This window comes from Vibrio sp. G-C-1 (assembly GCF_021728015.1).
Classification (GTDB): domain Bacteria; phylum Pseudomonadota; class Gammaproteobacteria; order Enterobacterales; family Vibrionaceae; genus Vibrio; species Vibrio splendidus.
Genome location: NZ_JAKKCR010000001.1, coordinates 56,606 through 80,704, shown reverse-complemented (window position 1 = coordinate 80,704; position 24,099 = coordinate 56,606). Strand labels below are relative to the sequence as shown.

Genomic DNA, 24,099 nt, shown 5'->3' with positions numbered 1-24,099 from the left:
AATCCACTTGCACATATAAATTATCCAGCCGATAGATCGGCTGGAAGACGGAGTAAAAATGAAAAGACTGATCCCACTGCTACTATTGTTCGTCTCACTGCCAAGTTTGGCGCAGAGACAATTTGATATAGAAGTGATCATTTTTAAGCGTGCTGTTGATGCAGAAAAAGTGAATGAATCTTGGCCGAACACACAGCCTAAGATTTCACTTGAGCGCGTTGGTTCATTTCAAGACACCCAATACCGAGCAAAGAAAGGCGTACAAATGCTGCCTTACTCGGAATACAAGTTAACGCCTCAGAAAGACAAGCTACGTAAACACGCTGGTTTTGAAGTGCTAATGCATACCGCTTGGCGTCAGGGCGACCAAGGTAAGAGCTCGGCACCTGTATTCCACATTCAAGCAGGTAAAGATTTTTCTAAAGACTTCAACGCTGACGGTTCAGAGAAAGGTGCAGTAACTGCAGCAAATACTGATGGCTTCAAAGAAGAGACCATTGATAAGCCACTATACGAATTAGACGGCAAGCTACAAATCTACGTTCAGCATTACCTCTACGCTGAAACAACATTGGATTTAAAAGCGCCGAGCGTTCGTGAAGTGACTCTTCAAGAGCAACAAATCGAGCTAGATTCACCAGTAAGTGGCGCCGAAAGCAATGTTCAAGTGGGCAACCTCACTGAAATCTCTCCGACGGTTGAAGTGGAAGAGTTCCTTAAGAGCTACCGCATGGACCAAAAACGTCGTATGCGCAGTACTGAGACTCACTACCTTGATCACCCGCTTCTTGGTATGGTGATTCAAGTTCGACGTGTGGCGCAGTAAGTTACTTGCCGATTCGGCTATAATTATATAAATAATTCAATACGCCCTCCATTGTGAGGGCGTTTTATTACGCGGTACTTACTATCCTTATCTACACGTTACTTGGTACGTCCTATGAGCCCTGACTTTCAGATCAATACACAAAATCTCAGCCTCAAAATTATTGAAGCCTCAGGCGCTCAAGAATTTTCGCAGCTGGTTAAGTCCTCCCCGAGTTTATTGCCATGGCTCGACTGGTGTCATAGCGAGTTTTCTATCATCGAGGCCGAGAAATTCATTCTGGCAACTCGCTTAAACTGGGTTAAAGCCGAAGCGTTTGGCTTTGGTATCTTCGAGCGAAAAAGCGATAAGTTAGTCGGTATGGTGGCCATTAATGAGCTTTACCACACCTTTAACATGGCAAGTTTAGGTTATTGGGTAGGTGATGAATTTCAAAGAAAAGGGATAGCCAAGGAAGCGATGATTGCCTTATTTGAATTTTGCTTCGCGCTGCTCAAATTAACGCGTTTGGAGGTTGTCTGCGATACAGAGAACCTACCCAGCCAAAAGCTGATCGAGAAATGTGGCGCTGAACGTGAAACCATTGCTAAGAATCGCTTTATCTTTAACGGTAAGCCGAAAGATGGCGTGGTTTATTCCGTGCTACCTCCAACCTCTTAATAGCTTAATAGCTTAATAGCTTAATAGCTTAATAGAGTAACAATCCGTCACAACACGCAGTCGACACGATCAAAAAAAGAGCTCCGAAGAGCTCTTTTTTATTATCAGCGTAATGACCTTAGAAGGCTTACCTGATTAGTGAAGCTTTAGGTTTGGACGAAGTACACGGTTAATACGACCAACTAACATCATCAGCGATGTTTTAATTAGTCCGTGAAGTGCCATCTGGTGCATACGGTACAAAGAGATGTAAACGATACGAGCAATACGACCCTCAACCATCATCGAACCTTTTGTTAGGTTACCCATTAAACTACCTACCGTAGAAAATCGGCTTAGCGAAACAAGTGAGCCTTTATCTTTGTAGATGTAATCTTTCAGGTCGCGGCCGTTTAACTTAGCAATGATATTGCTAAACGCACAACTTGCCATCTGGTGAGCCGCTTGTGCACGTGGTGGAACGAATGAACCGTCTGCTTGCGTACATTGCGCTAAGTCACCAATAGCAAAGATGTTGTCATCAAGCGTAGTTTGTAGCGTGTTTTTCACAACCAACTGGTTGATACGGTTCGTCTCAAGACCACCGATATCTTTCATGAAATCTGGCGCTTTAATGCCTGCAGCCCAAACCATGATTTGTGCTGGGATCTTCTCACCATCTTTAGTCGTTAGGCCGTCAGCATCAGCTTGTGTAACCATTGTAGTCGTACGCACAGTTACACCAAGCTTCGTAAGCTCAGAGTGTGCTGCACTCGAAATACGAGGAGGTAAGGCTGGAAGAATACGCTCACCCGCTTCAACAAGGTTAACGTTCAGCTTGCTTGAATCTAGATCGCCAAAGCCATAAGTACGAAGCTCTTTAACCGCGTTGTGCAGTTCTGCAGAAAGCTCAACACCTGTCGCGCCAGCACCAACAATAGCAATATCTACTGTGCCTTGGCCGTTCTTAGCGTGAAGCTTTAAGAACTGGTTGTTCATTTCTGTACGGAAACGGTGCGCTTGTTCTGGACTATCAAGGAAAATACAGTTGTCGCGAACGCCTGGTGTGTTGAAGTCGTTTGACGTTGAGCCTAGCGCCATCACAAGAATATCGTATTCAAGTTCACGGCTTGGCATAAGCAGTTCACCGTGATCATCTTTCAGTTCGCTCAGGGCGATCACTTTACGTTCACGATCGATGTCGTTCAGGCTGCCCATTTGGAAATCGAAGTAATGGTTTTTTGCGTGTGCGCGGTAGCTTAACGCATCAACACCCTCGTCCAATGAACCCGTTGCTACTTCATGAAGTAATGGTTTCCATAGGTGGCTTGCTTTACGATCTACCAGAGTAATCTGGGCACGCTTTTTACGACCTAAAGTGCGGCCTAGCTTAGTTGCTAGTTCTAAACCACCAGCTCCACCGCCTACTACGATAATTTTTGTCACAATGACAATCCTCTACAAAATGAATAAATGGGGTTCGGCTCGATTACTCCAACCGATAAATTCTATGTATCTACTCGGCCTTGAATGCGAAGGCTGTTACAAATTGGATTACCGCGAAAAAGAATAACGACAGCTCACCGAGTAGTTAGAGGGGTTACAAGCAACAAACATTGGCTTGCCGCTTTGCTCACTTGGATAAAAAAGGTGACTACCTGAGAGGTAGAGCACAAATAATGGGCAAGTTTTATCACTCGCTCTCAATTTTTCTTGATATTTATCAAAATATTTTGCTTGGGAACATTATATATAGCAAAAAGATGACCGCAACAAAAATCCTTACCCACAATGAGGATTCGCGGCGAATTAGTTAACGTTTGCGCAAACTTATCTTTAAATGCTCAAACTCTTCAAAAAATAACTACAACCATTTGATTAATGTTCGGCTCTTGGGTTCAGATGTAAAAAAAGCAGCACTCAACTGAGTGCTGCTTTTATAAAATAACTGGAATAATTAAGCGTTTTTAAACGCTTTCATTGTCTTCAAGTGCTGAGAGATTTTTTTGAACTTATGACTCTCTTTTTCGTCCCAGATGACATCATAATAATCTTCTAACGCGGCAGCTGTTTTGGTATTGTCGTGAATCTCATCTTCACGAGAAAGCACCACTAAACAGCGACCTTTGTTCTTCATACGATATTGAGCAACACACTTAGTCGCGATGTCTTCGTATTCTTCTGGACGGTCAATTCGACCTACCATGTTGTTCTCAGGGTGCAGATTCGGATTGAACACCACCTGCTTAATACCACATAAGAAACCAATACGTTCAGACCAAAAACCACCTAAGCCTACACCACAAATGATCGGATGCGGGTCATCGGATTGCTCTATCACTTTATGCACTTCTTTTAGCAAATGTTGCATATCGTGTTTTGGATGCAAAGTACTGTAGTTGATGAAACGAACGTCATCATCAATGAATTGCAACTGCAGTATTTTTTCGTGATTGCCCGGGCTAGTTGAGTCGAAGCCATGTAGATAAATAATCATTAGTACCTCCTTGTTGAATATTGGTACGTTTTAATTAATCTAACATGAAAAATAAGGTTTTAAAGGGAACACGAACGAAATTATATTTTTCACTTCCTAAACGTGATCCTAGCTACATAAAGTGTGACTCAGCGCCTCTGCTTCACGCAGATAACTTTCATCTCCCCAGAGCTGATGAGCAAGTAAATACCATAGCATCGCCATCATCTGGCTTCTTGGTAACCATGCTTCTACCCCATCGAGCCAAGGCTGAACATCATGGATACCTCGCAGCTGACAGTACTTATCAACGGCTTGAGCAACTGGTAACCCTGCAACAGCAATGGTCAGCGTAAGATCAAGTCTAGGGTCTGCTAACGCGGCATATTCCCAATCAATAATCTTAATCCCATCGCTGTTTCTCACTAAGTTATAACCACCTAAATCAAAATGGCACAAAGACAGGTCAACATTTGGGATACTTGGAGCCACGCGCCACTCTTGATAAATCTTGGTGCAGATTTCGGTCTTATGAATCGAATCAAGTTGCAGCCAATAGTGGTCAACTCGCGTCGTGAAACTGAACGGTTGCAGTGGTAATCGCGCGGTATTCACCAGATGCACCGAGATCAGAGTCTTCAACAAATCATCAAGCTCTAAGCCTTCGTAAAGCGTCTCACCCGTAATCCATTCAACCAATAAGCCTTGCTCATTGACCACTATTGGACTTGGTCCAATACCTAGACGCTCAATTGCGGAAAGCACTTGATACTCTTCATGACGAGAGATAAAGAAGGCTTTGGTGATGGGAGTGATTGGACGCCAAACATACGCAGTGCCATCGGCTAACACCAACTTCCAACATCGATTAGTCAACCCGCCGGTCAGCGTTTGAGCTCTAACAGGTGGCTCAGAAAAGTAACCATCAAGCGAACTCAAACTGGTATCAAGAAGCTTAGCCTCAGACCAAGAAAAAATTGCCATATTTACTCCCTATAAACGTCTTCATTTCCGTACAAAAAAGACACTGACCAAAAGCCAGTGTCTCTTCATAAACAGCACATCATGCACTGCATTGGCGTGTGACCAAGCTATGTGTGGCCAAGCTATGCGCTGCCAAGACTAGACGCGGTCAAAACTGGCTGCGTTTAGTTGGCAAGTAAGCGAAATTAAAGGCCTAGTAGGCTCTTAGATTGTTGCTTACGGATTTCAGTCTCGTCAGCCCATTCAATCAAGCCAGACTCAAGATCCATTAGACGCATCGTCATTTTGTAGTAAACGTCTTCGTCGCTACCGTCTTTCTTAACGATGCTTGATAGGTTGCCGTACAGCATGTATTGAGCACCGACCATTTTACCGAATTGAATTGCTGAGCTTTGGTTTACAAGCTCATCATTATTTTGGAAGTTCAATTGGTCACGAACAGACTCTACACGGTCCATATCAACGAAACGGAACTTACCAGAATTCAGCATTTTAGTACTGATAGTGTCAGTGATTGACTCAGTATCGATGTGCTCACTTGTCTTGTTCTTGATTCGCTCTACGAACACGATTGGACGTTGCTCACGAGTAATGTAAGACACTGAACCAGACGCCATCATGCTATCGACCATTTCACCCGCAATCGTTTGAAGGTCAGTTGAACCGAAATCGATTGTCGTGGTTTCTACTGCTTGTGCATCACCGTAGCTTACCTTGTTTGAACAACCGCCTAAAATAACCGCTAAACCTAGTAGCGCAACGACACTCTTTTTCATTTTGTTTCCTCAACTTATCACTGAGCGGGGTTACCCACACTCTTAAATTCTTGTATTTACGAATCATTAGACCCGTTTTATCAGACTTACTGCTCTCGGAACTGGACTCTGAACTGAGTTGCTTTCGGGTTTACCGACACTTCCGACAACGAAATACTTTCAAAACCACGAACAATCGCTTGCTTCCAAGGGCCTTGCTTTAGGTTGACCTCAAGCCCGGCATCGTCGTACCAGTAAAAACGATAAAGGATATGTTGATCGCCTTTATAGTTACTGTTTAAACGAACAATTCCTCGAGTGTGACCGTCAACTTGGTCGGTACGGATATCTTCAACCAACAAACGGCTGCCCAATACCTTGTCACCAAAGAAAACGTTCTGGGTCAGACTATCAACCCTTACGCCAGCTGTATTATCAGCACAACCAGCCAGAGCCATAACCGCTGCTAAACTCACTAACCACTTTTTCATTACAGCCTCCCTAGCTGTTTATGCCACATTGTTGCATTGTTACCTTGTCGAGAAATCCACACCAAAGTGGTCTGCCCTTCTCGGATATCAAAGTCGTACGTTTTAGCGCCCGCTTCTAGCGTATATTGACCGCTGTTTGCTACGAACGTGCTGCTCTTAATTTCAGCCGGTAGAGATTGCCAACTGCGTGTGTCTGGTTGTTCGGTGAATGTATTCCACACATTGAACAAGATATTGCCGACATCGTTGCCTTTGGTCGCTTCTTTACGGATACGGTCTTTAGCTACCACACGTAAAGCCTGACGGATAACAATGCTCGTCATACGTTCAGACAAATCATTCTGAGCCATCGCGTTTACATCCGTGATCAAATGTTCTTGTAACGGTTGTCCACTGATTCGCAAGGCAGAAAAACGCTCCACGTTTTGACTCGGGTAATAGGGCAGCGCAAGAGAGTATATTGCCCCCTGATCGCGACTGTCATAAACAGGTAAATCTAATCGCCAACTGTCCATTGCTTGTACAGCGCTTTGTTCTTGAAGCACAATCACTCGCCCTTCACCTGCACCAAGCTTAGATGATTGCTTGTAACGCTTTTCCAATGTCGCTAAATCTTGTCGCATCCCTAAACGGGCGGCGGTTGCCATCGTTCTGTCGATAATTTCTTGGTTGTCTGGCATCACAGCCAAAGCACGACGATAGTCAACGTATGCGCTGTTTAAGTCATTCGATGCTTCATAAAGCAGTCCAGACAAAAACATCAAATACGCATTCTGTACCGACTGCAGCTTTTTACCCGCATCAGGGTAATTGGCAAGGATGCTACCCACATTGGCAGACAGGCCTTGCTTCTTCGCATCGCTGGCTGCTTTGTCTAACTCAGCCTCGCGTTGCTTCTTTGCTTGTTCTTGAACTTGGTTGGCGCGACGCATTTCGATCACCGCACCTTCTAAATCGTTTTTCTTGAGATAGTTTAAACCGAGATACAAATGAAGAAACCCTAGCTCATAATCGGCTGGCACATACTCGGTAATATTATCATTCACCGCCAACGCACCCACGCTGGTTGCACTGTCTGAAATCGAGATCACGGCTTTTCTTTGCTGCTCAGTTACCGCCTGATCCGCCACTTCAAACGAAGACTTACTCTCTGGGTATTGCTGATCCAGAAGGTTAATTCTGCCTCTTTCAAAGTTATCAAGGATGTCACCCGCAGCGTAATCTGGTAGCTCTTGTTGAGCCTCTGAATAATCTCCAGATTTAACGGCTTGGTAGATCTCTTTGTTTTGCGCGCTGTAATGACTGAACAGGTTTCCTGCTGACATACTTGCACAGCCCACAGTCAACGCCGATAACAGGGCAATGGAAGCGAATCTAAACTGTTGCTTCACTTATCGTCTCCGTGCATGTTTAAAATGCCAACTTTGTTAGGGTCTGTTGACCTTTCGTGGTTAAATTTTGTTCGAGATAGAATCGTTTTAGGCGCGGCAAGGAGTATGTAGCCTAGTCATTCTAAGTTAATACTTCTTAACAAAGCATAAAACGATTCTAGCCGAACCCTTCGGGCAGTCTTTGTGGTTCATTTCTACTGCGTTATCAGCTTCTCATGTAGGCTAGCTACACTTCAAAGCCTCTGCCTTGTAGAAATTTCCCACAAAGTGCTGCAAAAATCAGCTCGAAAGATCAACAGACCCTAGTCTCATTATCAAAACGAAACGTGTTGTAAAAAGGATCTCAAGCAAGTTGATGCCCTACTGATTTAGCCTCTGCCTAGGCGATGCCGACATTCAGACAACAGATAGAACTTAAAGTTGGCATACAAACTACAAATTTTCCAACTAACTACTTGTGTTAACCCACTAATGAGCGCGTTTAAACTAGCTTTCATTAACTTGTTAGCTTTGCATTAGCTCATTAACTTTTTATTAGCTCATTAAGAGGGGACCAAGTGGACGGCCACCAACCAAGTGCATGTGAATATGGTAAACCTCTTGGCCGCCATGAGAATTGCAGTTCACAATAAGACGGTAGCCATCTTCTGCGATGCCTTCTTCTTTTGCTAACTTGCGAGCCACGGTAAACATGCGCCCCATCATGGCTTCATCTTCTACTTCAACATCATTCGTTGTTGGAATCAGCTTGTTTGGGATGATTAAGATATGGCTTGGCGCGCGAGGGTTGATATCGCGAAATGCCGTTACTAAATCGTCTTGGTATAGTAGATCTGCTGGGATTTCTTTATTGATGATCTTACTAAAAATGGTTTCTTCAGCCATGTTTCTCTCCGATAAAACATTTATTTTTTAATGCTTTGAGTATGCGCTATGCCGCATCAAACCACAATAAATCTGCTTTAAAGCATAATAAAAAACACCGTTCAAATCAAAGAAAACGAGCCTTAGCTCTCAAGAATGGCATGTTGGTTATAACTGAGGGCTATTTTTGACGTGTGCGTCATAAAATGCGTAAACGGAGCTCAATAGAATGCTGATAATTTTGTTAGTTTTACTTTGACCTGACATTAGGTCTGCATTTTTATTTAGGGAGAAAGCCATGAAGGGATCTGTGATCAAGCGTATGTACGCTGGTTTCGCACTGATCATCATCATGTTCGCAGTCACGATAACCATCATGATGAACAGCATGAATCAGATACACAGCAATTTTGAGAGTGTCTCAGAAACCTCACTACCACTTGTCGCGCTTTCAAATCAAACAAGTGTTCAATTGCTTTCTGCTGATAAATCATTCAAAGATTACTTAACCACACAAAACGCTGAACGCATGTCTGCAATGCGTACTGAGTTTGCTGCGTCACAAAACTCGTTTTCAGAAGTTCTCGGAAGTTTAGAAGCGGCAAGCCAAAACAATGTTTCGCTCACTGAACGCATTGCCCAATTAAGAGCAATGGAAGAACGCTACTTCGCCGAAGCTGACGAAGCGATGAACAACTACGTCGCGATGTTTGAAGCTCAAGAGCAAGTACAAAAAGCATCTCGCGATTTCCAACGCTTACATTCAGAGTTAACTGTCGGCATGAAAGAGTACGTTGCCGACCAAAAAAGCATCTCTGTAAAAGTGATGGCAAAAAGCTACTTCATTAAACTTCAAGATGCTGAAGTGATTACCTCTGATGCGCTAGCGAGTTCTGATGTTGCCTTCGTTCAGAAAGCCGTTAACCAAAACAAAAAGGCCGTTACTCACCTTAACTACGCTTATCGCGGCCTATCAACACAACTGCCAGCACTTAAAAATGTCTTTGATGAATCGGTTCAGAAATTCACCAAAGACGTTGGTCAAAAAGGCGGAGTGTTGGACAAGCACAACAACTACTTGAAAGCGAAACAAGCTCTGTACATCAACATTGCTAACTTAGCCGTAGAAATAGACCAAGCCATGGCTGTTTTAGACTCATTCAACGTGACTGCGGAAGAGCAACTGAACGCTTCACTGGAAGACGCAAGCAGCATCTACGACAAAGGCCTGTTCAATGCGATTGCAATTGGTATTGTTGTCACCGTATTCGCTGCAGCAATTGGTTACCATATTGCACATAGCGTAAGAGAGCCATTAACTCGCATTCTAGGTACATTAGAAGGCCTAACTGAAGGCGATATGACTCAGCGTATCGATATTCGTTATGACAACGAATTCAGCCGTGTGAGTCGGCACATCAACACCTTAGCCGACAACCTACGCAATATTCTGGTGAAACTAAATGACGCTTCAGACGACTTAACGAAGACCGCAAGCGTAAACCAGAAAACCTCTACAGAGACGCAAGCTCAACTGAACAGCCAACGTGAGCAAACGGCAACTGTCGCGACCGCAATGACAGAAATGTCTCATTCTGTACAAGAAGTGGCGAACAGCGCGCAAAGCTCACTTACCATGGTTCAACAAGTCGAATCGGCTTCTGAGTCTGGTCGTCAGATAATGAACACCAACATCAGTACCATTAACCAGCTCGAGGTTCGCCTTACTGAATCTGTTGGTGCTGTTGGTGAGTTGCAACAGATGAGTAGCCAAATTGGCTCAATCCTCGATGTTATCCGTGGTATTGCTGAACAAACCAACCTACTTGCACTTAACGCGGCAATCGAAGCGGCGCGTGCAGGTGAACAAGGTCGTGGTTTTGCAGTGGTTGCCGATGAAGTACGCGTACTAGCACAGAAGACCACTCAATCAACGTCTGAAATCGAGACCATGATCAGCAACCTGCAATCAAGCTCGAAAACAGCAAGCAACGTGATCGAAAGTTGTATGAGCGATATGGACATGTCGGTTCAACAAGCTTCAAGTGCCAACAGTGCGATGGAAGAGATCCAAGCCTTGATTCTAGAGATCAGCCACATGAGTACACACATCTCTCAAGCAGCCGCAGAGCAGAGTGAAACTTCTGGTGATATTGCGCGGAATATAGAAGACATCAACCACATCGCAGATAAGAGTTACCAAGCGATGTCTTCAATTGCTGAGGCAAGCCAAAACCTAACAATTCTCGCAAACCAGCAAGGTGATTTGGTTCATCAGTTCAAGCTATAGGTAGCTGAGAAATTGATAGATATTTAGTGAGAATATTGGGACTTCTTACCCAATAGTGATAACTATTTGAACAAGGGCAACTTTTATCAAGGGTTGCCCTTGTTTTTTATGATCTTTGTCATTATATGATTATTAAGGCTTGCTGCTTCCCGTTTTTTCTTTCACCTTTATGAGCGAGCCGCTATTAAGGAATTTATATGGCTGTTCATGTTGGCATTATCGATCAAGATCCCATTCGCTTGATCACCCCACTACTCGATAACCGAACGATCAGCACTCACATCGTGTTCATCGGTGACAAGAATCAAGTCAGTATTTACCAACGCTTAGACAGCGTTTTGCAGAAGCGCGACATTACGAGTGAATTTTTCGAGATTCCAACCCTCGTAAATACATCCGCGATTAAAGAGTCTATCCAAAACCTTGCCGAAGACCTCAAAGCTCGTGGTGAAGAAGTGAAACTCAACGCAAGTTGTGGCCTTCGTCACCGCCTACTTTCTGTCTACGAAGTATTTCGTACTTACCACTGGCCAATCTTTGTTGTTGAACCAAACAGTGACAAGCTGTGCTGGCTTTACCCGAATGGTAAAGAAGACGCACAAGTTCAAGATCGCATCACTATCGACGACTACCTGACTGTGTTCGGCGCTCGTGGTGAATTCAGCGATGTACAGCTGTCTCCGCAACTTGATCAAAAGCTTTATGAGCTGGGTGAACGCTGGGCAAGTAATGCACTAGAACTCGGCCCAGGCCTCGCTACATTGAACTATCTTGCAACGACCTGCCGCAAAGAACAGAGACTTGATGTAGGGTTGTCAGAGAAACAACAAGGTTATCGAGAGCTAAACATGCTGTTGAGCGATTTGGTTGAAGCTAAGATCGCCACTTATGACAATGGTATTTTGACGTTTGCCAATGAAGACGCACGACGCTTCTCAAACGGCGAATGGCTTGAAACATTGGTTCATAGCACAGTTAAGCAGATCCAAGATGACATGCCGACCATTCAAGACCGCTCTTTGAATGTTCAAGTTTATCGTCAACTCGGTGAGCGCGAGGTTCGTAACGAGCTTGATGTTGCCTCTGTAGTGAACAATAAGCTGCACATCATCGAGTGTAAGACCAAAGGTATGCGTGATGATGGCGATGATACCTTGTACAAGCTGGAATCGCTTAGAGACCTTCTGGGTGGCCTACAAGCACGTGCAATGTTAGTGAGTTTCCGCCCTCTTCGTCATAACGACATCACACGAGCAGAAGATCTTGGCCTTGCATTGATTGGCCCTGACGAATTAAAAGATCTTAAAACACACCTAGCGGCATGGTTTACCGCCGCCGGTGGTGATGAAGATTTAGAATGCTAAAAGCCAATAGGCTCTTGAGAGCTCAACGCTCTTAAGTAAATCTAAAAAGGCGAATGACGATTAAGTCACTCGCCTTTTTTGTTCTCCAGCCATTTATCTGTTCCGCTCTATTTCCACCTTTCAACTCTCTATATCTTTAATTTATTTGCCCCATAAAAAATGGCCGCATCATTTGATGCGGCCATTTTTAAATCTTGGAAACAGACTTAAAGCATTTTTACAACTTAAAGCATTTTACGAGCAGCTTCTACAACCACTTTGATTGAACGCGCTTCTGTTACTTTTAGTGTTTCGTGATCAGGCGTCTCTTTTTGAGTACGGTTGATGATTACACCAGCAACACAACCCGCTTTAAGACCAGAACTTGCACACATAGTTAGAAGCGTTGCAGATTCCATTTCGAAGTTTAGAACGCCCATGTCTTGCCATTCTTGCATAGAGCCTTGGAAGCGCTTAACAACGCGACCAGAGAACGTGTCGTAACGCTCTTGACCTGGGTAGAACGTATCGCTTGATGCCGTTACGCCCATGTGAACTGTTGCACCTGATTCATCAACTGCCGCTTTCATTGCTGTTGCAACTTCAAAGTCAGCCACTGCTGGGAACTCCATAGGAGCAAAGTGCAGGCTAGCACCGTCTAGACGAACAGAACCTGTAGAAACAATCATGTCACCCACGTTTACGTGTGGTTGGATAGCACCAGTAGTACCAACACGTAGGAAAGTGCGAACACCAAGTTGAGCAAGCTCTTCAACTGCGATAGAAGTAGATGGACCACCGATACCTGTTGAACATACAACAACTGGCTTGCCGTCTAGCTCTGCGCGGTAAAGCGTGTATTCACGGTGACTAGCAAGAAATACAGGATTATCCATCTCTTCGGCAATTTTTTGCACACGAGCAGGATCACCAGGAATGATCGCAAGAGTAGCACCGTTAAGATCTGCTTCAGTAACACCTAAATGGAAAACAGCTTGAGACATAGTTCGCTCCTTTTGGCTTATTGGGCTTTTTACCCTTATTTAAGCTCATAGTAAATTCGTGGGGTACGAACACACTCTAACCAAGCTCATTACAAAATGAAGTGACGAGCGTCACACCAATGATCGCAACAAGATTTCAAGTTTCACGAAAAACCGATTGGCATCACAAAAATAAGCAATCTACACGCATGTGTTGCATACGAATGAGACAAAAAACGCCTTTAACGTATTACCGCTAAAGGCGCTTTTAAATTGAGAGCGTCCTACATCAGGAAGCTGAAACTAATCCGCTTTTGATTTGAATCGAAGTAAACGAAGAGCGTTGAGTGTCACCAAAGCTGTCGCACCACTATCCGCTAAAACTGCCACCCACAAACCAGTAATACCTAACAAGCTTGTCACCAAGAATACGCCCTTCAAACCAAGTGCAAGAGCTACGTTTTGGCGAATGTTATTCATGGTCGCTTGCGACAGTTCAATCATCGCTGGTAACTCAGTTAAACGGTTGTGAGTCAGTGCTGAATCCGCAGTTTCAAGGGCAACATCCGTACCACCGCCCATTGCGATACCTACATTTGCTGTTTTCATAGCCGGCGCATCGTTGATGCCATCGCCCACCATGGCCACGTGTGACTGCTGAGATAACTGTTCAACGTAAGACACCTTATCGCTTGGCAATAGGCTTGCTTTATACTGCATACCAATCTTGCTGCTGATCGCTGCCGCGCTTCGCGGGTTATCCCCGGTAAGCATGATAGATTGAATACCCAAGTCATTGAGTCGTTCAATCGCAAGCTTGGCGTCACTACGTAACGTGTCTTGCCAAGCAATCAGACCAATCACGGTCACAGCTTGCTCGGTTGATTCTTTTTGATCTTTAAGCTCAAGAGCAACCACAACCGTCTTGCCCTCGCCTTCTAATGCCTCAACCTGAGAAACAACATCGGCACCAAGGTCGAACGTCACCTTAGAAGGCGATAGAACCTGATACTTAATTCCGTCGACATCGCCTTCAACACCACTACCGATCAGCGCGGTCTTGTTGTGTGATTCAGGAATCTCAATATTCAGTTCTTTCACTTTAGCAACTAGCGACTGCGCTAATGGGTGAGTAGAACCCACTTCAATTGCTCCAACCACACGAAGCATCGCATCTTGTTGCCAACCCAATAGAGGCTGAATATCCGTAACCTGAGGCTTACCTTCAGTCAATGTGCCCGTCTTATCGAAGGCAATAGTTTGAATTTTACCAAGCTGCTCCAGTGCTGCGCCGCCTTTAATTAGCGCACCACGTTTCGCGGCTGCTGCTAAACCAGACGTAATCGCGGCTGGAGTTGAGATAACCAACGCACACGGACAAGCAATCAACAATAGCGCTAAACCACGATAGACCCATGTTTCCCATGGCTGTGCGAACAGCAATGGTGGTGTGATGATGACTAAAAGAGCCACCAACATCATTAACGGTGTATACCAGCGACTGAACTTATCGAGGAATCGCTCGAGCGGTGCTTTACGAGATTCTGCTTCTTCAATCAGGTGAAGAATACGGTCGATCGCGTTCTCACCCTGTTTTGAAGTGATGGTAATACGCACCACTTTATCGACCACCACAGCGCCAGCCATGATGCTATTTCCTTCGATATGTTCAACAGGAACAGATTCACCCGTTAATGCACTTTCATCGAAGCTTGCTGCGTCGGTAATCAGTTTGCCATCAGCAGGTAAACGAGAGCCCGCCGCCACTTCAATCACATCACCGGGAACCAGTTCACTGACTGCGACTTCGACACGCTCGCCGTTGATGATCTTGGTTGCGTTTTCTGGTACCAACGCCATTAGCGCTTGAACGCCACTTCTTGCTCTTGATGAAGCAAACGCTTCTAAGCGCTCACCAATCAAAAACAACAGTAAAACCATCGCCGCTTCCGCGGTTTCGCCCAGATACAAGGCACCCAGCGCGGCAACACTCATTAGAGTTTCTATTGCGAAAGGTGTACCTGAGCGTGCCAACTGAACCGCTTTCTTAGCCACCGGATATAATCCGAGTAGACAGGTTGCGGTGAATAAGCCTTCACTTAATTGAGGATATGTACTTTTCAGAAGCGCAGCGAACAGCATTGCCGCTGCAATCGCGATAATCTGAAAATTAGGTTGGATGTACGCTTGCCAAAAAGTCTCAGGTTGTTGTTTTTCTTTCTTAGAACCGACTTCCGAAAGAGGGAAGCCCGTTTTGATAGAGACCTGTTCAATGGTGTCGGCAAGACTTTCATTATCGAATTTAACAACCAGTTTTTCGGTAGCAAAGAGAACCTTCGCTTGAATAACACCGTCAATATTACTGATCGCGTTTTCTATTTTTCTTGCACAAGCTGGGCAGTCCATTCCGGCAACCAGCCAACTTTTGGAGAATTGGGCGTTAAGAGGCTCAGTTAAGGGCAGCCGGTCTTCTTCTCCACTGTCTGAACCACAACAATCATCTGCTGCTGCAGAAGCCGTCGTAGAACTACAGCATGATGAAGTACCCGCTGCCGTGATGCTGGAAATTTTAGGGCTGGAACAGCTTGCTCCTGCCGCTTGAGGTTGAACGTCCACTTTTGTTGAGCGGCACGCTGCATGTTTTGCGCACATAATGTATCTCCTTAATACTCAAAAGCCTTGAGGTTGTTGCTGGCTAATCACAGCAACCAAACCTTAAGTTCATCAAAAGTATAAACCTTGGAGGCTACTCCAAGGTCAAGAAGAAATTGTCCAAGGCCAAGAAGAAATTTGCAAACCGACCAATCTCGTATTGGAATGCCGGTGTTATTGCGACTTGAACTCTTTACACTCTTCTCTGTTCGCAGATACATCATCAATAAGAACCGCATCGTGCGAACAAAACGGTTGTGTATTCAAGCTCACTATCGATACATCGTCTTCTACAGGATCAACTTGGGAACCTTGCATAAGCTCGGCAATATGATAGCGAAGCACCAAGGTACCAAGTATTCCGAACAAAACATTACCCAAGGCTTGCCCATACAACACACCCAATGCGCCATACCATTGCGAGCCTAAGTAGACGAACGGCAACGTACCAAGAGTGGCTTTACCCAGATTCAGTGCTGTCGAGTAAAGCGGTTTACCGAGGTTATTGAAAGACGTATTGGCAACAAACAACGCGCCATTAAAAGTAAAGGTTAAGGCGACATAAGTACAAAATGCCGCAACAATAATTGCTGCATCACCTTGCAGGCTAAAGCCTTGGATCACATAGTCTTGGACAAAGTACAACAGAATACAGACGGCGATAGTGTATGCCGTAGTAACCAACAATGAGTTGTTGAGCGTTTCTTTTACTCTGTCCATTCGTTCTGCACCAAAGTTTTGCCCAATGATTGGGCCTACAGCGCCGGACAAGGCAAAAATAACCGCAAAACAAACCGGCGTTAGACGACCAATCACGGCAAAGCCCGCGACAAAATCCTCACCGTATTGTGCGATACCCGTTGTCACAATCGCATTGCCGATAGGTGTTGCGGTATTGGTGATAATTGCGGGAAGCGCTATGGCCAATATAGGGCGAATATTAATGCGCCACTGCACCATTGAAGGAGGTGCAACCAAGTGATGACTACGAATCAGAGGATACAGCGAGAAAAGAAGCACCGAAAAACGGGCAAAAACAGAAGCAATAGCCGCCCCTTCTATATTCCAGCCAAAACCAAAAATAAACAGAGGGTCCAAAATCGCATTAACGATACCGCCCGACAAAGTCGCCCACATCGAACGTTTGGCATCTCCTGCCGCCCTCAAACCCGCACCAGCCGCCATCGCCAACGCCAAAAATGGACCACTTGGCAATAAAATCTGTAGGTAAGCTTGGGCACGCTCTGCGGCAACCCCTTTTGCCCCTATAGCGGCTAACAGTTCTGGGATATAAGCAAACATCACCGCGGTAATCGTCAAACTGATGACAAAAGCAGTCAGCATAATACTGGTGGCGAGGTTTCGAGCGTGTTCCTGATTCTTTGAACCGATCGCTTTGGAAACTAACGCGCCCATAGCAATGGAAGTACCGATCGAAACGGAGGTAGAGAAAAAAGTCAGCGTGCCTGCAAAACCCACCGCAGCGGCCAATTCGACTTGTCCCAACATACTGATGAACAACATATCGAGTAAATCGACCACGAATAACGCCATCAAACCGACTGAGCCAGCCCCCGACATCACCAAGATGTGGCGCATCGTTGAACCTTCTACAAACTTTGCCGTTTGATTTGACATGAAACCTCCAAAAGCTGAGACACCCACAAGCAAGCTCTCTAAACTAGTGACCCAAAACTAGCGTTCCACAAGCTAGGGAGCGACAAAGAAAGGATCGACCAAGAAAAGCTCTATACAGAAAAAAGGCGCTAGTGCGCCTTTTTCAATTGAGGGTATTGAGAAAAATAATCGTTCTTAACACGCTACTATACCTGATGTTTGAAGCATTCTTCCAAGTTCTTGCCGATTGCTCTCAAAACATCGGTTCTGGTGATAATACCCACTAGCTTTTTATTATCGAGCACTGGATAAGCTTTGGGTTTACCCACTTGCATCATATCTGCCAACTCAATGATGGATAAGTCTGGTGATACCGATAGCACCTCTTGGTACATACAATCACCCACAATGTGTGTGTCTTGGCAGAAATAGCTCACCTTCACCAATTTTTCTAATAAATCTTGCTCAGAAAGGAAACCAATAACTTGCTCATTATCATCAATTACTGGACCGCCCATGTGATGGCTGCTCATTACTCTATCTAACGCGAGACTTAACGGCATGTCAGGAGTGAATGTCACAACCTGCGGCGTCATGTAATCTTTCACTTTTATTGAATGCATTGCGTTCTCCCTAAATACTTTTCGTCATGTCTTTTTCTATCTTGTTAACCTAATTGTTGTCTAAAATCTTGATTTTACTAAATGGATTTCAACAATTTTATTGATAGGTAAAACCTACCAAGGCGAGAAAACAAGGTCACAAAAGGCTTGTGAGCATTTTTACGCGAGCAAAAAAATAAAAAATAGAGTCCTTACAAAGCCTTACTTTATGACACTAGCTTGAATGAATAAACCTTGTACTCTTCACGCCATAAATAATTATATCGTTACAATTAGGCCGTTTATGCAACACAACAACAGTATGTACGCGTACATTTATTCCGGTGTCGATGGTACAGAAAACACCCTCATCGCCACTGTCGATAACCAAGAAAAGCCCCTTATCTCTAGCTGCGTCGATGAGATAAAACACATGTCTAGCTTAGCGATTGATCTGGCGGCAAAACACAATTTGAAAGTAAAGTTGGTCAAATACCAAAGAGCACAAGAGATCGACTTCGGCTTGTTCGTTAAATAGCAGACTCATCACACATGTCTTGACCGGCAAGCTCAACAAGCATTGTCAACGACACATGAATACCGTATTTTGTGGCAAGTTCTTGAGTAGGTAATCACATTGACGATGATTACCTGCTTTAACCGATAAGCGCTCGAATTGGAGACATCCGTCGCACCGCTTTTCATTGTCCAAACGGTTCACTATGACTTCGCTTCGTTCTCCTAAAACTGTTCTATCTCACTTTATCCCTAAGCTAAAAAGCTACTTTAGCGAATTATTGGATTTCCAATCGCGGATTTGGGTGGTTCATATTTTTGAAGACTCCATCACCGATCAGTCCTTTGTGATAAATGAAGATGGCTTTAAAGAGTCGTTAGAGTGGATGAAGAAACGAGCCTATCAAACAGCAATGCTTGAACGAGTTGAGAAGATGAAAATTTCACAAGTGATTGAGATTCAATTCGAAGACAAGATGCATCGATTGATGCGAGTGAAGTAGCTCTATTGTTTGGACATTCACGAAAGGCCCTTGTTAGAAATTAAGCATAAAAAAGGCCAGCGCTCGCTGACCTTCTCTCATTGGTTAAACCATCATCTAACGCGCACAATACTCATGCCACAGACGCACCGCTTTCTGGTATGCCTCAGTTTTATCGTGCGTTTCTGCGAATAAAATCGCAGTCATACTGTCCACAACACTGTTCGCCATCAGCTCCATCTCATCTTCCGGTGTACCCAGTACACATTCAGAAGGCAGAGACAGTTCAACATTCATCGTGCCTTCCCAGTAGAAAGATTCCACCTTCTCAGGAGAACTCATCCAGACCGTTTGACTCACTTTAGGGTTGTATTCCGACTCGCCATTCATGCCTTTGAATGAAATCACCGAGTGCGATTTATTGCCAATAACATGCTCAACTTCAGCGTGTAACTGAGGAAAGCCCGGGTGAAAACTACCACGCAAGCCCAAACGACCACCACCGGGGTTCAATGCTCGAACTACAGTATTAATCGGCGTTCTCAGCCCGTAACGGTGTTTCCAACCAATCATAGTTTGAGCTTCAGGTGCGAAGTTCGCCAAAGGCAAATAGGCGATACCATCCGCTTCAAGGATCTGCTTGGCGTCTTGTGGGTCTTGAGCTCGGCGAACACCAACACACTCTAGGTGAGTCTCAACGTGCGTGCGGCCACTTGGTTTGTCCATGTAGCCATGCATTAAGACTTTATAGCCATTATCAGCTAAGATTTTTGCCGCCAACAAATTCCAAGGCTTACCACTAGCGGTATCGTTACGCTTACCTGCGTAGCACGGCCAGTCAATATCGGCACCTAAATCTGGTACTCGAGATTGAAATGCTTTTACAAAGCCTGCGATCTCTTCATTGGTTTCATTCTGCACACGAATCAACATCAGTAGCATAGCCATTTGGTCGTCGCCGACCTCTCCGCTTAAATACTCATCCATGATGCGGTAGGCTTGTTCGAACGATAAAGGCTTACGCCCTCTTTCTCCTCGTCCAACTGTACGAATACACTCTAAAATACTACTCATTGATTGTTTATTCTCTTCCGTTGATATCAATAAAATTCGAATACGCTTTCGATTCTATGATACCCACAGTGCATTGCAAAGCGATTCAGTGGCTATCGACCTAATTACCAATACGCGGATTAGTGTTCTAAAAGTAAACTTACTGGTGTAAAATTAGCGTGTGCAATGCTAACCGCGACCTATTGAGTAGTATCCCGATGACTGTAAAAAAAACACTAAGCCAAAGAAAACGTGAATCGATCGTTGCCGCTGCTATCGCAGAGTTTACTGAGCACGGTTACAAGGCCACCAGCATGGATAAAATATCGAGCCGCGCGGAAGTATCAAAGCGCACGGTATACAACCACTTTGCCAGCAAAGAACTGCTTTTAGATGAGATTTTGGACAGCATTTGGAGCAAGACTCTCGCCGCTACCCATTTCCCTTATCAAACAGAACTACCTCTTAATGAACAACTCGCTTCGATTGCTAATCAAGAACTAGAGCTTTTAGAATCAGAAGGCTTTATCGACTTATCTCGCGTGCTGTTCTCAGAGTATTTCCATAACGCCGAACTGGCGCATCAAGCTATGGAGAAATATTCCCAAGCAGAAAGTGGACTCACAACCTGGATTAAAGCAGCACTGGCAGATGACCGCTTGATTGAACTAGACCCTCTATTTGCATCTACCCAGTTTATTGCACTGTTAAAGTCTTTTGCATTTTGGCCACAAATCATTGGTCATACGCCGTCACCGGATGCTGCACACAAACAGGTGATCATCCAATCCAGTGTCGAGATGTTCCTGAAACAGTATCAAGCGTAATAAAAGTTGAGCTCGGCTAAGTTTTATTGGGTTTGATTAGAGATGCGCAAACGAGTGAGGTATGATTCGCCTGCTTCACTCGTTGACCAAGACTAAGAATTCATGCCAAAGTTGATTAACAAAATTTGGGTACACGCTTTCATGCTCTTCGCTATGCTAATGGCCACCATTAGTGTGGACAGCATCGCGAGCAGCAATGCTCTGCAAGCTCAATCAACTTCTGCCAATAGCTTCTCTTTCTCTGCTTCTAACATCAGTTCTGTAGAGAGCACCCCAACACCTTTTTCCAGCGCACAACCCACCGTTGAGCACCACTGCTGTGGATCGGTCTGTCTACTGAAAATGCCACCACTGATCGTTTCTGAATCTTTCGAACCACAGATTGAATCACTGGCACTGATAGAAAAAGAGCCTTCGCACAAAGCGATTGTTGCACCACAAGCGCCATACCGCCCCCCTATTTCCTAATCGTTTGTCCCTGTTTGGCAATATCTGCCACCAAGTTATAACAGCATTTTTGCTGTATCAAATGACATCCGAATTTAGGAAATGAACACATGAAAAAACTGTTTAGCCTCTTTGCCGCTCTACTCTTGAGCGCTTCAGTAAACGCCGCACAATTTGAAGAAGGCACGCACTACAAAATCCTTGATGTAGTAAAGGCCGACAAGCCTGTCGTTACCGAATTTTTCTCTTTCTACTGCCCACATTGTTACAAGTTTGAAGGGGTCATTAAGTACCTAAAAGCAGACTTGCCAAAGTCAGCAAGCTTCCAAAAAGTGCACGTCGCTTTTATGGGTAACAACATGGCAGTACCAATGGCGAAGGCTTACGCGACCATGATTGCGCTAGACGCTGAAGAAAGCATGGTTCCTGCCATGTTTACTCAGATCCATGAGAAGCAACAAACACCAAAAAATGAAGCAGAACTGCGTGAAGTTTTCATTGATAACGGTATCGATGCGAAGAAGTTTGATGCGGCATACAACAGCTTTGCAGTGAACTCGATGCAAAAACGTTTCGATAAAGAGTTTGATCAAAGCACACTAACAGGTGTTCCTGGAGTTCTGGTTAACAACAAATACATCGTGAAACCGGATCAAATCAAGAGCTACGAAGAGTACAACCAACTAGTTAACTACCTGCTAACGCTCTAAGTCCGTTTTTCACCTCAAAGCCAGTGACTTCATTGCTGGCTTTCTTATATATGAAGTATCCCTAGCCACTCACCATTCCCGTAAATCCGCTTGGGAAGCATTGTTAACTGGCATCCTCCACAATTTTTCATATACTGCACTCAAATAAGCTAACCACTGTGCTGTTGCACTCAAAATATTAGCACTCAAATATTGGGACCTTTATGATCATTCTGACCACAAACTTTGGCGACATTGAAATTGAACTGAACCTTGAAAAAGCGCCAGTAACGTCGAAAAACTTCCTTAAATACTGCCAAGATGGCTTCTACGAAGGCACAACATTTCACCGTGTTATTGAAGGTTTCATGATTCAAGGTGGTGGACACACTATCGACATGACAGAAAAACCAACTCGTGCACCTATTGTGAATGAAGCTAACCGCGGCTTAAAGAACGTGATTGGATCTCTCGCAATGGCTCGCACTGACGCACCTCATTCAGCAACGGCGCAGTTCTTTATCAACCTTGACGACAATGATTTCCTTGATCATACAGCAACCAGCAACTCAGGTTGGGGCTACGCTGTGTTTGGCAAGGTATCAGCAGGTATGGATGTGGTAAACAAGATTGCGCTTGCACCAACCACCACTCGCTGGGGACATGAAGATGTGCCGTGTGAAGACATCGTGATTACTAAAGTCACTGTTCGCGACTAATTCACTCACGTGCTTTCCTGCCCCTAGTGCATTCGAATTGATTGCACAAAGCAAAGAAGGCAGCGCGCTAGGACTATGGTGGTAAGGATTCGACTTTACCACCTGTATCCAAAGCTCGTTATTAGAATCGTTACCAACGAGAGCGGTAAGTGCGGTGACATCCTTTACAAGTATTGTTCACAGAATCTAACCCTTGTTCTGCGCTCGGCAAATCTTGCTCAACACTCGCTTGATAAAGCTCAGAAAAGCCTTGGTTCATCTGCAACATCAGTTGGTTAAATCTCTCAGGCTTGCTCCAAATCTCCTTTTTTGCCTTACCTCCAGTATCACCTTCAGCAAAACTCGCGTTCAATACAGTTCCATGTTCCACCAACATGTCACTTAGCTCACCCACTTTCAGCCAATCCACGTCACTGTTATTCAATTCTGAATCGACTTGTTTGCTGACCTCTTCAATAGAGCTAAAAGCGTGCTGGCGATTATTTACAACATCCGCTGCAGCGATAGAGATCATAGGTAGAGCAATCGTAGGCAGTGCGATGATTAAAGCGATAGTGAATTTTTTCATAGTGTCATTCCTAGTGATTAATTGATTGAGTGCTTAATTGACTGAGTGGCTAATTGACTGAGTGATTTGTTCGTTAATTACTGATTGGTTTCTTAGTAAATTACGGCTTGATAGTTCAGCCGTAATCGATGAGATGCAATTAATTTACACAACAATAGTTGCTCATGCAACTATTGTTGTGTAAATTATTCCCACCAAGCAAATTCGCAAACAGGAAAAGCATTATGAAAATCTGGGATCTACCAACTCGACTTTATCACTGGCTTCAAGCCGCACTCTTTATTGGTCTTGCTGCGTCAGGGTTTAACGGACAAGGCCCTCATGTTTACTTAGGCCTCGCACTGTTCAGTCTGATTTTATGGCGCTTGGTTTGGGGAATCGTCGGCAGCGATACCAGTCGCTTTTCTCAATTTATTAGCTCCCCAAAATCGGCTTGGAATTACTTCCTCGGAAAAGCACGACCAAAACCGGGACATAATCCGTTAGGTGCGTGGATGGTGATAGGAATGATCACGACTCTGTTTATCCAATGTATTACTGGGCTTGTTATTGCCGGTTTCTTTGATGCGATTCCAGGCTCGGAATGCGTGATTACTGATGCAGTATTTGATGTGTTCTGTGGTGTGCATGGTATTGCAGCACGCATGTTAGTGGCATTTGTCGTACTGCACTTGGTGGCCATTATCATCTACAAACTGCGTTCAAAACCGCTGGTTCTTGCCATGATCACAGGCAAACAAAACCATTCAGCGTCAACGGATTATTTCAGAAATGGCAGTCAATTGGCTTTTTCATCAAATATGAAAGCGTTGTTGGTGCTAATTGCATCGGTATTAGTTACGATGACAATAGTTGTAATATCACAGTAAAATTAGGTAGCGACAG

At 44.5% G+C, this 24,099-nt stretch carries 24 protein-coding genes; 11 read left to right on the top strand and 13 right to left on the bottom strand.

Going from position 1 to position 24,099, the window contains the following annotated elements; all coding sequences use genetic code 11:
• Positions 1–58: 58 nt before the first annotated feature.
• Together L3V36_RS00360 and L3V36_RS00355 are read left to right on the top strand one after the other, a co-directional pair.
• Complete coding sequence (locus L3V36_RS00360) at positions 59–826, top strand: peptidoglycan binding protein CsiV (RefSeq protein WP_017086100.1); 768 nt, start codon at positions 59–61, stop codon at positions 824–826.
• Positions 827–940: 114 nt separating this feature from the next.
• Positions 941–1,486 (top strand): GNAT family protein, encoded by a 546-nt coding sequence (locus tag L3V36_RS00355; protein ID WP_017095638.1) that lies wholly within the window; start codon positions 941–943, stop codon positions 1,484–1,486.
• 135 nt (positions 1,487–1,621) lie between these two features.
• Here L3V36_RS00355 and L3V36_RS00350 read toward each other — a convergent pair whose 3' ends face one another.
• From L3V36_RS00350 to hinT, 7 genes are all read right to left on the bottom strand, one after another.
• Entirely contained in the window at positions 1,622–2,911 is a 1,290-nt protein-coding gene (locus L3V36_RS00350; protein ID WP_004736261.1) for an NAD(P)/FAD-dependent oxidoreductase, read from the bottom strand.
• 511 nt (positions 2,912–3,422) lie between these two features.
• Entirely contained in the window at positions 3,423–3,962 is a 540-nt protein-coding gene (ycfP, locus tag L3V36_RS00345; RefSeq protein ID WP_004736262.1) for an alpha/beta hydrolase YcfP, read from the bottom strand.
• 108 nt (positions 3,963–4,070) lie between these two features.
• Positions 4,071–4,925: a phosphotransferase gene (locus tag L3V36_RS00340; RefSeq protein WP_208773990.1), complete on the bottom strand. Its 855-nt coding sequence runs from the start codon at positions 4,923–4,925 to the stop codon at positions 4,071–4,073.
• A gap of 185 nt (positions 4,926–5,110) precedes the next feature.
• The gene (gene lpoB, locus L3V36_RS00335) at positions 5,111–5,701 is read right to left on the bottom strand and encodes a penicillin-binding protein activator LpoB (RefSeq protein ID WP_004736264.1); all 591 of its coding nucleotides are present in this window, start codon (positions 5,699–5,701) and stop codon (positions 5,111–5,113) included.
• A gap of 86 nt (positions 5,702–5,787) precedes the next feature.
• Positions 5,788–6,171: a YcfL family protein gene (locus L3V36_RS00330; protein ID WP_004736265.1), complete on the bottom strand. Its 384-nt coding sequence runs from the start codon at positions 6,169–6,171 to the stop codon at positions 5,788–5,790.
• A complete protein-coding gene (locus tag L3V36_RS00325; RefSeq protein ID WP_102500363.1) occupies positions 6,171–7,562 on the bottom strand; it encodes a hypothetical protein in 1,392 nt (463 codons plus the stop codon). The genes L3V36_RS00330 and L3V36_RS00325 overlap by 1 nt, the downstream gene beginning before the upstream one ends.
• Before the next feature lie 534 nt (positions 7,563–8,096).
• Complete coding sequence (hinT, locus tag L3V36_RS00320; protein ID WP_004736268.1) at positions 8,097–8,447, bottom strand: purine nucleoside phosphoramidase; 351 nt, start codon at positions 8,445–8,447, stop codon at positions 8,097–8,099.
• Between the two features lie 277 nt (positions 8,448–8,724).
• Here hinT and L3V36_RS00315 point away from each other — a divergent pair, with 277 nt between their 5' ends.
• Positions 8,725–10,716, top strand: coding sequence for a methyl-accepting chemotaxis protein (locus tag L3V36_RS00315; protein WP_004736269.1), 1,992 nt, complete (start codon positions 8,725–8,727; stop codon positions 10,714–10,716).
• Between the two features lie 197 nt (positions 10,717–10,913).
• Positions 10,914–12,080 carry a DUF1887 family protein gene (locus L3V36_RS00310; protein WP_004736271.1) on the top strand — a complete coding sequence of 389 codons (1,167 nt, stop codon included), beginning with the start codon at positions 10,914–10,916 and terminating at the stop codon, positions 12,078–12,080.
• A 224-nt stretch (positions 12,081–12,304) separates the two neighbouring features.
• Here the strand turns inward: L3V36_RS00310 and udp are convergent, their stop codons facing one another.
• The 4 genes from udp to L3V36_RS00290 form a co-directional block, all read right to left on the bottom strand.
• On the bottom strand, positions 12,305–13,063 hold the full coding sequence (gene udp / locus L3V36_RS00305) for a uridine phosphorylase (protein WP_102456022.1): 759 nt from the start codon (positions 13,061–13,063) through the stop codon (positions 12,305–12,307).
• 282 nt (positions 13,064–13,345) lie between these two features.
• On the bottom strand, positions 13,346–15,694 hold the full coding sequence (locus L3V36_RS00300) for a zinc/cadmium/mercury/lead-transporting ATPase (protein ID WP_208773988.1): 2,349 nt from the start codon (positions 15,692–15,694) through the stop codon (positions 13,346–13,348).
• Between the two features lie 174 nt (positions 15,695–15,868).
• Positions 15,869–17,332 (bottom strand): MATE family efflux transporter, encoded by a 1,464-nt coding sequence (locus L3V36_RS00295; protein ID WP_017095222.1) that lies wholly within the window; start codon positions 17,330–17,332, stop codon positions 15,869–15,871.
• A 185-nt stretch (positions 17,333–17,517) separates the two neighbouring features.
• The gene (locus tag L3V36_RS00290) at positions 17,518–17,934 is read right to left on the bottom strand and encodes a CBS domain-containing protein (protein ID WP_017078938.1); all 417 of its coding nucleotides are present in this window, start codon (positions 17,932–17,934) and stop codon (positions 17,518–17,520) included.
• 283 nt (positions 17,935–18,217) lie between these two features.
• Here L3V36_RS00290 and L3V36_RS00285 point away from each other — a divergent pair, with 283 nt between their 5' ends.
• A complete protein-coding gene (locus L3V36_RS00285; protein WP_017078937.1) occupies positions 18,218–18,451 on the top strand; it encodes a hypothetical protein in 234 nt (77 codons plus the stop codon).
• Between the two features lie 184 nt (positions 18,452–18,635).
• The gene (locus tag L3V36_RS00280; RefSeq protein ID WP_208773986.1) at positions 18,636–18,932 is read left to right on the top strand and encodes a hypothetical protein; all 297 of its coding nucleotides are present in this window, start codon (positions 18,636–18,638) and stop codon (positions 18,930–18,932) included.
• A gap of 96 nt (positions 18,933–19,028) precedes the next feature.
• Here L3V36_RS00280 and L3V36_RS00275 read toward each other — a convergent pair whose 3' ends face one another.
• Complete coding sequence (locus L3V36_RS00275) at positions 19,029–20,015, bottom strand: glycosyl transferase family protein (protein WP_208773983.1); 987 nt, start codon at positions 20,013–20,015, stop codon at positions 19,029–19,031.
• Positions 20,016–20,182: 167 nt separating this feature from the next.
• Between L3V36_RS00275 and L3V36_RS00270 the strand changes: the two genes are divergently transcribed.
• The 4 genes from L3V36_RS00270 (at position 20,183) to L3V36_RS00255 (ending at position 22,646) form a co-directional block, all read left to right on the top strand.
• A complete protein-coding gene (locus L3V36_RS00270) occupies positions 20,183–20,791 on the top strand; it encodes a TetR/AcrR family transcriptional regulator (protein WP_208773981.1) in 609 nt (202 codons plus the stop codon).
• Between the two features lie 102 nt (positions 20,792–20,893).
• On the top strand, positions 20,894–21,259 hold the full coding sequence (locus L3V36_RS00265; RefSeq protein ID WP_108161604.1) for a hypothetical protein: 366 nt from the start codon (positions 20,894–20,896) through the stop codon (positions 21,257–21,259).
• A gap of 89 nt (positions 21,260–21,348) precedes the next feature.
• Positions 21,349–21,948 carry a thiol:disulfide interchange protein DsbA/DsbL gene (locus L3V36_RS00260; protein ID WP_208773979.1) on the top strand — a complete coding sequence of 200 codons (600 nt, stop codon included), beginning with the start codon at positions 21,349–21,351 and terminating at the stop codon, positions 21,946–21,948.
• Between the two features lie 203 nt (positions 21,949–22,151).
• On the top strand, positions 22,152–22,646 hold the full coding sequence (locus L3V36_RS00255; protein WP_004736286.1) for a peptidylprolyl isomerase: 495 nt from the start codon (positions 22,152–22,154) through the stop codon (positions 22,644–22,646).
• A 130-nt stretch (positions 22,647–22,776) separates the two neighbouring features.
• Here the strand turns inward: L3V36_RS00255 and L3V36_RS00250 are convergent, their stop codons facing one another.
• On the bottom strand, positions 22,777–23,214 hold the full coding sequence (locus L3V36_RS00250; protein WP_208773978.1) for a cytochrome c: 438 nt from the start codon (positions 23,212–23,214) through the stop codon (positions 22,777–22,779).
• Between the two features lie 224 nt (positions 23,215–23,438).
• On the opposite strand from L3V36_RS00250, the gene L3V36_RS00245 reads away from it, so the two are divergent.
• Positions 23,439–24,083, top strand: a complete 645-nt coding sequence (locus L3V36_RS00245; protein ID WP_208773976.1) for a cytochrome b/b6 domain-containing protein — start codon at positions 23,439–23,441, stop codon at positions 24,081–24,083.
• The last annotated feature ends 16 nt before the right edge of the window (positions 24,084–24,099 follow it).